A 10,987-nucleotide genomic window follows, 5' to 3' on the forward strand; every position below is an offset into this window, starting at 1 on the left:
TGCCAGACCCCAGCGAGTCGACCGTCGCCACATCCCCACGCACTCGGCGATCTTCACAAGATCCCCGAATCCGTTCGTCTTGAAAGTTCGGCGGCCGCACCTGCGGCGCCGACGTGCAACCAGAAGACAAGGAGCGGCGACGCTGATTGACCAAGCAGGCACCGAAGCCACACCCCCGGGCAGGCCATCCGCGTCCGAACGAGGCCGGGACCGAGCGATGTCGCGATGGTCCCAGGCAACGTCGGCAAATGTGACGACGGCGGGAAGGCCGGTCGAACAGTCGAATACCGTGCGCCTGCTCAGCCGCGGCCGGAGGCGTGCGGCGACAAGGGCACCGCCGAAGCCCGAGCCGGACCAGCCGATCATCCGGGCATCGGCTCTGCATACGCCCCCTCCGGGACCCCGACTCGCCGCACCGCCTCCGCTGCCGGGGCGGCCAGGAGCACCCGGGCTACCGCTCGTCGCGCCGGACGGGCGCCGGTGCGGCGAGCAACGACCGCAACCGGCCCCTGAACCGGGCCAGAATTGACCCCGGGCATCCGTTGAGCAGAGGCTGGCGGCCGCTCCAGCGGACGACCATCCGCACCGCGCCCGATGTACACCGCGGTCGCGCCAGCGCCTGTCGCACGACCACAAGCCCATCGGGTCGCAAGCAGGGCGCGTCGATTGCCACGACGCCGGCATTTCACAGACCGCAGACCACGTCGGCGAACGTCGGGCCCTTGCCGCCGCAACCACTCCTGACTTGCCGATCCGCCTGCCGCCGCGAGAGCCGTGAACTTCACGGACACATTCACACGGCTCGTCACCGGTCAGCTTTCAGTCGCGAGAGCCCGACCGACGCAGCTCACCGATCCGGGGAAATTGAACTTCTCCGATATTGGCACGTCCAAGAGCAGGGTCAATGCGTCCGATGTCGCCGAAACCGAAACCGACCAGCATTTTGATTTTCTCCGACATCGCAGCATACGCATCGTCGTTGATGCTCATGCAAAACTGGTCCAGCTGACGAATCGTGCGCAGGCAGAACGCCATGGACACGGCGACCCTTTCCTGTCCGGATATATTCGCGCCACCAGCGTGGATTGTCCGCGCATCGAACAGAAGTGCCGTACCGGCCGGCGCTTCGGGCGACACCCACTCAAAGGTCCGATCCTCCACCATGTCAGCGGCGCCTTGCTCGTTTTTAACCACCTGATAGGTCATCTGGTAGTCCCATAAATGACTGCCGGGAACAAACCTGGTGCCACCGCGCCCCTCATCGAAATCACTGATCATGAAAAAAGCATTGGCTATCAGGGGAATCGGCGTGGTGAAGGGGAACATAATCTGATCGCTGTGCATCTGCTGCGCCTGACTCCCTTGGCGCATGATGATCGCAGATAAGGTATAAAGAATGAACCCTGACCCGAGAAGATGCTCCATTACCTCCAGCACACCGTCGTGCCCAACAAGCTCCTGGAACACCGCACCCTTGTTGAGCAGACTGCGAATCCCCTGCCACGGCTCATCGCCCTTGGCATGGACGTTGTACTTCCTGCTGAGAAACCGGCCGTCCCCGATTATCGCATAGCCGAGCTCACCCTCCATCTCGGCCTGCTCCTTGAGCCGGTCCTTGACACGAAGCACCTGATTCCGGGAAAGCGCGTCTCGCAGCAAGGCGTAACCGTGTTCAGCGAGGTCGCTCTTGACCCGGTCGAGATCGCGCGTCGGCTCCGGCAGGCGCGCGCTCTCGACCCGATGGTCGTTTTCAGTCGGCACGTTTGTCTCCTTTCTTCGTCGTCAGGGCACTTCCAGTTGCTTGCCGCGCAGGTAGCTGATGAGCGGGGCCGCCATCGACGACCTACTCGGCGGATGGAACGCCAATGCTCGGATCGCCGTGCTCAGATACCCCACCCTCGAGTCCTTGATGAACGCACCGCCGCCGAGCAGCTCGGTCGCCGTCTGGACGGCTTGACAGATACTGTCCTGGATCGCGTAGCGTGCCATCAGTGCTGCCGCCAGACCGCGTTCCAGCTCAGGCTCGTCTGCACCGGCACCCGAGTCGTACCAGCCTGCTACTCCGGCAAGGCTGAGCGCGGCCGCTTCGACGGCGCATGCCGCGCTGCCGATCTCCCCGGCGCCGCCCCTGTTCTGCTCGACGCACAGGTCGACCAGGCGAGTCGCCATCCCGAGGTAGGCGGCCGAAATCAGAGTCTCGAACCAGATAAAGCCCACTTTCTGGGTGAAATCGAGGTTCTTGCTGTCCAGCTCAACCACCAGGTTCTCAGGAACTCGGACCGATTCCAGCACGACTTCCTCGCTCTGAGCTCCCGCCAGCACCGGCGCTCTCCAGAATTTCCGCACAGACACGCCTGGCGAGTCGGCGGGGACGAGCACGACCGCCAAACCCGTCTGGCGGCCGCCGGAGTCGACCGTCCGGGCGCTCGCGCTCAGCATGCTCATCGATTTCGCCAGACTGCACGGCTTCTTCGATCCTGTGACCAGGTAGTCGGTGCCATCGCGCGTCGCTGTCACGGTTGCGCTGAGAATGCTTGCTCCCGTTCGGCCTTCGGCAAATCCAGATGCCATCAACAGCCGGTCGGTAGCGATCGCCTGCAGCAGCAGGTTCTCCAACCCCTGTCCCCGCGCCGCCAGGGCATTCAATGTCGCGATCGAAAAGTGGTGCATCGTCGAGGCAACCGCCAACGACGGGCAGAGCGCGCCGATAGCGCGCTGGACCCGGACGCCGGTCGCGAGGGTGGCGCCGCGCCCGCCGAGCCCTCGCTCGATGAACAAACCCGCACCACCAGCCGCCCGGAATGCCTCGATAGCGCCCGAGCCGGCATTCTCCGCATCGTCCCAAGAAGACTCTGCCAGTTGCTTCGCCAGCCCCGGAAGCACGGCTTCGAGCTCGGCCAATTCCTTCCGCAGGAGAATCATGCCGTCGGCTCCGCGGTGGACGTCGTCCGTGCGGCCAGACGACCAGGCTGGACAAGCTGCTCGATGATCGTCCTGGTGTTCTCCATCAACGTGCGCTCGGCGATCGGATCGACGATCGATGCGATGGTCGGCATTCCCAAATCGAACCGCGCGTCGAAGGTTACGGTGACTCCGCCGGAGGGCCGCGGGACGACGCGCCAGTGACCTGAGAACGAGGTGAGATCGCCCTCGGTCTGCACGAACGAGATCACGCGCTCGTCGAGATCGAAGTCGTCACGTTCGACCCACTTCAGGATACCCTTCCGGAAATTCACCTCCCAGGAAGAGATCGGCCCGCCGTCCGCCTCCCCGATCGTCACCGCACGGACCGCATCAGTCGCCTGAGGGTACGCGCTGAAGTCGGACAATACGCCGAATACCTCAAGATCGCCGACGCCCGGAACATCGACCGAGACCTTCACATCACCCATGACCTGACACCATTCTTGATTCGCGTCAACTGTGCACTTCCTTCGCGGTCGCGGCCACCGCTTCGATCAGCCAATCCTCGTCGGCGGCATCGATGATCGCGGGTGGAGTCAGCCGGACCACGCTGCCGGCATTCATGGAGTGGCAGCTGATGACACCGTGTTCGAGAAGTCCGAACATGAATTCCCCTGCTTGATCAGCGTTGGCAAACTCGATCGCCAGCAGCAAGCCCAGACCACGGATCTCCCGCACGCTCGGCGTGAACGGTTCCACGAGCAGCGTTCCCCGCAGGCGGCTCAAGAGCCGCTCGCCCAGCACGCCCGCCTTGGGCACCAGATTGTCACGCTCGATCACGCGCAATGCCGCGCAAGCGGCCGCCATGGCGAGCTGATTGCCGCCGAACGTGGACGAATGCAGGTAGGGATCCCGGCTGAGGGCAGCAAAAATGTGTTCGCTGGTCACGACAGCGCCGATCGGGAGGACACCGCCGCCGAGTGCCTTGCCCGCCAGCAAGACGTCTGGAACGACCCCCTCCCGCTCAATGCCCCACCAGGTCCCCAGCCTGCCCAGCCCGGTCTGGATCTCGTCGACAATCAGCATCGCATCGTGAACCGCGCACAACCGGGCCACGTCAGCGAGGTAACCGTCAGGCGGGACGATCACGCCGTTCTCGGCTTGCACCGGCTCCAGGATGACCGCGCAGCTGCCCGGCTCGTGACGGGCAAGTTCTGCCGCCAACGCACCCGAGTTGCCGTATTCGGCAAAGACGACACCGCCCAGCAATGGTTCGAACGGAGTCCGGTACACAGCACGTCCGGTGACGCTGAGCGCACCCGTTGTCTTGCCGTGAAAGCCACCGGCCATCGACACAACGGTTCGGCGGCCCCGCCCGCGCGCGAGCTTCAGCGCCAGCTCCACAGCCTCGCTGCCGGAATTGGTGAAGTACACCGATTTCAACGGTTTCGGGCAAACAGCCGCGAGCTCGGCGGCGGCGTCCGCCAACCGGTCGTTGACAAGGAACTTCGTCGCCAGCGGATGCCGGTCCAGCTGGTCCCGCACGGCCCTGATTACCTCGGGATGCCTGTGCCCAAGGGTGAACACGCCGTAACCACCGCAGTTGAGGAACGTTCGGCCGGTGTCGTCGACTACGTGCGCACCGTCCGACTGTCGCTCGATGCCCATGCCGGCGACCTCGGCAAGGTTGGCGAGGCCACTGCTCAGATGCGCACGGTAGGTATCCAGCACCCAGCGGCGCCGGGCCTCCGGCGCGGGCGTCATCGGGTCTCCCGCGCCGCGGACGCGAGCTCGCGAGCCTGTTTCCAGGCCAGGTCGGCAGACGCCAGCTTGCTGCGGACCGCCCAGTAAGCGGCGTTGCTGAGCAAAATGTCCGCAGCAAGGGGCCGCGCCGGAAGCAGCGAGGACACCGTGTGCGGAAACGCCTCGTCAAGAGTCATCAGCCCAGCGATCTGCAGCGCGCCCTCGAAGGTGCGCGCCATGCTCGGCGGAAGTTCGTCGAGCATCAGCGGCCGGATGAGCCGATCCACCATCTCCGGGTCCACCACGCGGAGCCCTTCCACTGCCATGCCGATGCTCCGTCCGAAGGCGAACCAGACGTCGAGCACGCGGCTCACCGACGTCACTTCGGGGCCCGCGGTGAGCCACACGATGTCCGGCGTCGACGGCCCCCGGGCATCAACCAATAACCAGATGGCGTCAGCTACCCAGTCTCCGGCGACGAAATCGATCACTCCGTCCGGATCCGCCGGCAGCATCGGGATACGTCCGCGCAGGATCGCCGCCATCATCTGATGGAAGACCTGGTATCGCCGGATATAGCCGGTTTTCGAGTGGCCCAGCATGACCGAAGGGCGCAGCACCGTGCTGTCGACCTCGGACGACAGCACCAGCTCCTCCGCGCGTTTCTTGCTTTGAACATACGTCGAATGAACTGTCCCGTCCGCACGCCGTCCGAGCGCGGTGAAGGCGGTGCTGACGTACAGCAGCGGCACGCCGGCATCCCGGGCGAGTTGCAGCGCAGTCACGGTGCCATCGACGTTGACCCGCTCTATTTCTTCCGCTGGTTCGGAAAAACCCGTGAGCGCAGCCGAGTGCACGACGGCGCTGATGCCGTCGCACAATGCGTGGTAATCGGCAGTGGACATGCCGAGACACTTCCTCGTCACGTCACCCCGAGCAGTCGCCACGGCGACACCTGGCCGGGTCCGGCGTACGAGACCTAGCACGTCGTCGCCTGGCCGGCGGTCAAGCAGTGCCTCTCCCACCACTCCGCTGCACCCCGTCAACAGAACTCTCTTCGAGTCGCCTGCACACATTCTCAAACTCCTAGCCGACGAATAACGCCGACCTTATCAGCAAATCTCAGAACCACACGGACAGCACGCAAACGATTTACTGACAACTTTCTTTCAGTGCGCTTTCAAACAGCTTTCACATATCTTCATTGACAATTACTTCCGCGACTAGCGAAACTACGTTCATCGTTTCCGGGTCACGAAGGGAAGAGCCGTGTCGCAAAGATCCGGTGCCGCGGTCCGAGCCGACGTCGTAGTGATCGGCGCCGGGCTCGCCGGGCTGGCCGCAGCACGCACCCTGGAAACCGCGGGCTGCCGGGTCTGCGTGGTGGAGGCCCGCCATCGGGTCGGTGGCCGGACGCTGAGCGCCCGGTTCGGCGACGGTGCCGTAGCCGAACTGGGCGGGCAGTTCGTCGGTCCCGGGCAGGAAGCGATCCTTTCGCTTTCCGCCGAACTCGGGTTAAGAACCTTCCGCACCTTTGATTCCGGTCAGCATCTGGTCGAACTGGTCCGAGGAAACGGGAAGCCGAAGCTGGGGGTTTTTCCCGGAGTGTTCGCGACGGCAGGTTTCCTGCGCGCGCAGGCGGCACTGGACCGGATGGCCCGCACGGTCCCGCTTGGCCAGCCGTGGCTCGCCGCGCGCGCGAAAACATGGGACGGCATCACGATGCAGACCTGGATCCGCCGCAGCGCGCTGTCCCGCCGTGCGCGGGCTCTTGTCACCGTCGCCGTGCGGGGAGTCCTGGCGACCGAGCCCGCAGAGATCTCGCTGCTGCACATGCTGGAGCAAATCCGCAGCGCGGGCGGGCTTCGGCGGCTGGTGACAACGTCCGGCGGCGCGCAACAAGACCGGTTCTCAGGCGGCGCCTACGAGCTGGCCGAAGCGGTGGCGGCGGCGCTGACCGACTCGCCGATGCTCGGCCACCCCGTCCGGAAAGTCACGCAGGACGACCAAGGCGTGCAGGTGATGGCGGACGGGCTGACCGTGCACGCAGATCAGGCGATTGTCGCGGTCCCCGCCATGCCCGCGGCGCGGATCGAGTACTCGCCGCGCTTGCCCGCAGGACGCGAACAGCTTCTCGCTCGGTTGCCGCACGGCACCGCGATCAAATGTCTCGCCAGGTATGATGCGCCGTTCTGGCGGGCAGCCGGGCTGTCGGGGCAAGTCGCGAGCGCCATCGGCCCGGTGACATCCACGTTCGACTCCTCGCCGCCTGAGGGAAGCAGCGGCGTCCTGCTCGGTTTCGTGGTAGGTGACAGCGCCCGTGCGCTGTGGGAACTCGACAAGGACACAGCACGAGACCGAGTCTTGGACTGTTTCGTTCGGTGGTTCGGCGATCGCGCCCGCACGCCACGCGAGTTCATCCTGCAGTCATGGACCGCAGAGGAGTGGACTGGCGGCTGCTATGGGCCGCACCCGACGCCCGGGGCATTGACTTCGTTCGGCCGCTGGCTGCGCGAGCCCCACGGCCGGATCTCCTGGGCAGGATCGGAAACAGCGGAGAAATGGGTCGGCTGCATGGACGGCGCGGTCACCAGTGGTTATCGCGCTGCGCGAGAGGTGCTCGCTCGACAAGCTGGAACGAACCAGGCCAGGCGACCGCCGGACAGCAGCGACAAGCGAGCCTGAAGCCCGATCGGATTCCGAGGAGGACTCATGTTCCGGTATACGTTCCGTTCCGACGAGGTCGACGTGCATCTCGCAGGGGAATCGGTGATCGACGGGCTGTGCCTGGGCGGTATCCGCGTGGCATCTGGCATTTCGGAAGCAACGCTGACCACCCTGGCTCGGCTGATGTCGCTCAAGTTCGCCGTCGCGGGCATTCCGCTCGGCGGTGCCAAATCCGCCGTCGTGGTCCGTCCGGGTTTCAGCCGCAAGGTCGCGATCGAGCGGGCAGCTCGAGCGCTCGAACCGTTTCTGCGCAGCCAATACCTAGTCGGCGTCGACAGCGGGAGCAGTCCGGACGACGTGATATCGATCTACCGGACGGCCGGGGTGGACCCAACCGAGTTGGTGGCCGAAAAGACCCGTGCGCGCGGTAAAACACTCGCGTTGCCCGACGGGCTCCGGTTCGAGCAGCTGATGGACAACGACTTCTCCGGGGCGCTCACCGGCGTGGGACTCTCCCACGCGCTCGACACCGCCGCGTCCCTCGTCCAGTACACGCTCGCGGGTCGCCGGGCCAGTGTCCAGGGCTTCGGCAATGTCGGTCACGCGGCCGCAGTAGCACTCACCGCCAAGGGAATCAAGGTAGTCGCCCTGTCCGACGTGCACGGAGTCGTCTACCGTCCGAAGGGTTTTTCCGCCGAGTTCCTCGCTGGCGCTCGCGCGGGCCAGGGGGATATCGACCGAACCGCACTGCCCGAAGGCACCCGGCTGCTGCCCTCCCAGTCCTGGTGCGAACTGCCCGCGGAGATCCTGGTCCCGGCTGCCACCGCGAGGTGCCTCACCGAGCGCAACGCCAAGACGGTGCATCAGGACGTACGGTTCGTGGTCGAAGGAGCGAACGATCCGGTTACCGTCGGCGCGGAACGTCTCTTCGAAGGCCGCGGCATCACCGTGCTCCCCGACTTCGTCGCCAACTCTGGCCTGGCGATTGCCTTCGGTCTCCTCGTCACCGGCGAATCCACTGTAGAGAGCGTCGGGGACGAGTATCTCCGGCGCATCGAGACCTCGGTCCGTGCCTGCGTCCCGAGTGAGGCCACCGCGGCGACTTACGTCCGTGACCGAGCAGAGTCGCACGCGCGCCGATACCTCGCGTCGATCCGCGACCGGACTTTCTGAAGCGACGGGAGCACATCGAAGATGACCATCCGTTTCTCTTGGAATCCGCTCATGCTCGGCGAGTACCGGGTCCGGCCTGACGAACGGCACTGGCTTGCCCGGGGCGCCATCCTGTACAGCACTTGCGACGAAGACTCGTGGTCGGAGATCACCGGCCTTGAGCTGAGTTCCGACGACATCGTGCTGTCGGTGACCGGGAGCGGATGCCGCACGCTCAACTTGCTGATCGGCAATCCGGGAGCCGTCGTGTCGGTCGACGCCAACCCGCTGCAGAACCATCTGCTGGAGCTGAAGATCGCGGCTATCCGACAACTCGACCGGCTCGAGTTCACCGGGTTCATAGGACTGCGGCCGAGAGAAGATCGCCCCGCGACCTATCAGCGGATCCGCTCGACACTGAGCGAGGACGCCCGCGAATTCTGGGACCGGAACGTGCATGTGATCGATCGCGGCGTCCTCTACAGCGGTGCCCACGAGCAGTTCTACGCACGCTACATCGGTCCGCTGATCCGCGTCCTGCGTCCAGGAAAAAGGCGACGGATGTTCGAATTCACCTCGATCGACGAACAAATGCGGTTCTTCGACCGCGAGTGGGACACGCCGCGCTGGCGTGCCGCGCTGCGCCTGCTGGCCCGGCCCTCGCTGGTCAGAAGGCTCCTGCCCGACCCGAGCTACTACGCCTTCATCGAACGGGAGAGTTCGGTGGCCGACTACCTCAACAGCCGTCTGCGCGACGCACTCGGCCGGCATCTCGCGGCCGACAACCACTTGCTCGCACTCCTGCTGCTTGGCCGGTACCGCGACGATCGGGCCGTCCCGCCCTACCTTTCGCCCGAGCACTATGAAACGGTCCGCAAGAACCTCGACGCGATCCGAACGGTCACCCGGAGGCTAGACGCCGAACTGGCAGAGACTCCGGCAGGGACGTACTCGAAATTCTCCCTCTCCGACATCGCGGGGTGGACGACGCCGGACGACTTCGACCGCATCCTCGAAGAAGTAGTCCGGACAGCGAAACCCGGCGGGCGGCTCTGCTACCGGAATTTCCTCAGTGACCGCCGTATCCCTGCCCGGATCAAGGATCTCGCGGTAGAACGCGCCGACATCGCGGAGCGGCTTCGCCGTTCGGACATCTCCATCGCGTTCTCGTTCGTCGTAGCCGACCTGCCGCACATCGTCGGAACCAGGAGCTGACACAATGGCCGACCCCTTCGAGCAGACAGACTTCTCGCTTTCGGACATGGAATTCTGGGAGAAACCGCTGCCCGAACGAGCCGAAGCGTTCGCTCGGCTTCGAGCTCTTCCGGAACCTGCCTTCTTCGCGGAGGCGAGCTACGGGCTCATCCCGCCGGGGCCGGGCTACTACGCGTTCGTCCGGCACGCCGACGTCGCCGCGGCCAGCCGGAACTCGTCGGTGTTCGCTTCCACGCCGAGCGCGATTTCCCGAGAAGACCTGCCCGCGGAGTTCAACGAGTACTTCGGCTCGATGATCAACATGGACGACCCGCAACACGCGAACATCCGGCGCATCGTCTCTCGTGCGTTCGCGCCCCGCGTGCTCGAGCGGATCCGGCATCAGGTGGAGAAAGCATGCCGGAAAATCGTTGACGACCTGCAGGACACCGGACCGTGCGACTTCGTCAGCACCGTCGCCGCGCCCCTCCCGTTGCGGGCCATCTGCGACATGCTGGGCGTCCCCGAACAGGACCGCCCTACGGTGCTGGAGCTGACCAGCACCATAGTCGGCGGCCTCGATCCGGAACTTCTCGGCGAGGATGCCGAGGAGAAGGCGAAGCGGTTGCTCGCCGCGGGCAAGGCCATGCACGACCTCGCCGCAGACCTCGCCGCAGCGCGGCGCCGCTTCCCCGCTGACGACCTCACCTCGGCGCTGGTCAACGCGAACGTCGACGGCGAAGCGCTCACGGATCAGCAGCTCGGTGCCTTCTTCACACTGCTGGCCATCGCCGGCAACGAGACAACCAGGAACGCGCTTTCCCATGCGCTGCTCCTGCTGACCGACAACCCCGCGCAGCGCGACCTGCTGTGCTCCGACCTGGACCTGCATCTCCCCGGCGCGGCGGAGGAGGTGGTCCGCCTCGCCACGCCGGTGACCTGGATGCGCCGCACTCTCGCTTCCGACTACCGGATGGGCGAACGGGAGTACCGGCGCGGCGACAAGGTGCTTCTGTTCTACTGGGCCGCGAACCGGGACGAGCGTGTATTCGACGAGCCCGAGCGGTTCGACATCACACGGCGGCCGAACCACCATGTCGGCTACGGCGGGGCTGGAGCACACTTCTGCCTGGGCGCCCAGCTTGCCCGAACCGAGATCACCCTGCTGATGCGGGAATTGCTCTCCCGGGTACCGGACATCCACGCCGACGGCGAGCCGGACCGGCTGCGGTCGAGCTTTCTCAACGGGGTGAAGCGGCTACCCTGTAGCTTCGGATAGCTGCGATTGTCTCGCTTGGCGGTCTCCCTGCGGTCCGCTGTCGATCCC

At 65.3% G+C, this 10,987-nt stretch carries 9 protein-coding genes; 4 read left to right on the plus strand and 5 right to left on the minus strand.

All coding sequences use genetic code 11. The annotated features are described in order from the left end of the window. Positions 1-819: 819 nt before the first annotated feature. The 5 genes from ACFXI3_RS03075 to ACFXI3_RS03095 are packed head-to-tail and all read right to left on the minus strand — an operon-like array spanning position 820 to position 5,723. A complete protein-coding gene (locus ACFXI3_RS03075) occupies positions 820-1,761 on the minus strand; it encodes a phytanoyl-CoA dioxygenase family protein (RefSeq protein WP_378397684.1) in 942 nt (313 codons plus the stop codon). A 21-nt stretch (positions 1,762-1,782) separates the two neighbouring features. Beyond that, on the minus strand, positions 1,783-2,922 hold the full coding sequence (locus ACFXI3_RS03080) for an acyl-CoA dehydrogenase family protein (RefSeq protein WP_378397685.1): 1,140 nt from the start codon (positions 2,920-2,922) through the stop codon (positions 1,783-1,785). After that, positions 2,919-3,392, minus strand: a complete 474-nt coding sequence (locus ACFXI3_RS03085; RefSeq protein ID WP_378397686.1) for a type II toxin-antitoxin system RatA family toxin — start codon at positions 3,390-3,392, stop codon at positions 2,919-2,921. Before ACFXI3_RS03085 ends, ACFXI3_RS03080 begins: the two co-directional genes overlap by 4 nt. A gap of 25 nt (positions 3,393-3,417) precedes the next feature. Next, positions 3,418-4,668, minus strand: a complete 1,251-nt coding sequence (locus tag ACFXI3_RS03090) for an aspartate aminotransferase family protein (RefSeq protein WP_378397687.1) — start codon at positions 4,666-4,668, stop codon at positions 3,418-3,420. Continuing rightward, entirely contained in the window at positions 4,665-5,723 is a 1,059-nt protein-coding gene (locus tag ACFXI3_RS03095; RefSeq protein WP_378397688.1) for an SDR family oxidoreductase, read from the minus strand. Before ACFXI3_RS03095 ends, ACFXI3_RS03090 begins: the two co-directional genes overlap by 4 nt. A gap of 193 nt (positions 5,724-5,916) precedes the next feature. Here ACFXI3_RS03095 and ACFXI3_RS03100 point away from each other — a divergent pair, with 193 nt between their 5' ends. Genes ACFXI3_RS03100 through ACFXI3_RS03115 form a run of 4 tightly spaced genes read left to right on the plus strand, consistent with a single transcriptional unit; the run spans position 5,917 to position 10,939 of the window. Next, positions 5,917-7,332: a flavin monoamine oxidase family protein gene (locus tag ACFXI3_RS03100; protein WP_378397690.1), complete on the plus strand. Its 1,416-nt coding sequence runs from the start codon at positions 5,917-5,919 to the stop codon at positions 7,330-7,332. A 27-nt stretch (positions 7,333-7,359) separates the two neighbouring features. Beyond that, a complete protein-coding gene (locus tag ACFXI3_RS03105; RefSeq protein WP_378397691.1) occupies positions 7,360-8,487 on the plus strand; it encodes a Glu/Leu/Phe/Val dehydrogenase dimerization domain-containing protein in 1,128 nt (375 codons plus the stop codon). A gap of 21 nt (positions 8,488-8,508) precedes the next feature. Continuing rightward, complete coding sequence (locus tag ACFXI3_RS03110) at positions 8,509-9,681, plus strand: DUF3419 family protein (protein ID WP_378397692.1); 1,173 nt, start codon at positions 8,509-8,511, stop codon at positions 9,679-9,681. A gap of 4 nt (positions 9,682-9,685) precedes the next feature. Beyond that, positions 9,686-10,939 (plus strand): cytochrome P450, encoded by a 1,254-nt coding sequence (locus ACFXI3_RS03115; protein WP_378397694.1) that lies wholly within the window; start codon positions 9,686-9,688, stop codon positions 10,937-10,939. The last annotated feature ends 48 nt before the right edge of the window (positions 10,940-10,987 follow it).

Origin of the sequence: Amycolatopsis sp. NPDC059235 (assembly GCF_042754125.1) — a bacterium.
GTDB lineage: Bacteria > Actinomycetota > Actinomycetes > Mycobacteriales > Pseudonocardiaceae > Amycolatopsis > Amycolatopsis albidoflava.

Excerpts from the sequence above, each read along its gene's own strand:
- ACFXI3_RS03080 (WP_378397685.1), bottom strand. The coding sequence starts at position 2,922 with ATGATTCTCCTGCGGAAGGAATTGGCCGAGCTCGAAGCCGTGCTTCCG.
- ACFXI3_RS03085 (WP_378397686.1), bottom strand. The coding sequence starts at position 3,392 with ATGGGTGATGTGAAGGTCTCGGTCGATGTTCCGGGCGTCGGCGATCTT.
- ACFXI3_RS03090 (WP_378397687.1), bottom strand. The coding sequence starts at position 4,668 with ATGACGCCCGCGCCGGAGGCCCGGCGCCGCTGGGTGCTGGATACCTAC.
- ACFXI3_RS03095 (WP_378397688.1), bottom strand. The coding sequence starts at position 5,723 with ATGTGTGCAGGCGACTCGAAGAGAGTTCTGTTGACGGGGTGCAGCGGA.
- ACFXI3_RS03105 (WP_378397691.1), top strand. The coding sequence starts at position 7,360 with ATGTTCCGGTATACGTTCCGTTCCGACGAGGTCGACGTGCATCTCGCA.
- ACFXI3_RS03110 (WP_378397692.1), top strand. The coding sequence starts at position 8,509 with ATGACCATCCGTTTCTCTTGGAATCCGCTCATGCTCGGCGAGTACCGG.
- ACFXI3_RS03115 (WP_378397694.1), top strand. The coding sequence starts at position 9,686 with ATGGCCGACCCCTTCGAGCAGACAGACTTCTCGCTTTCGGACATGGAA.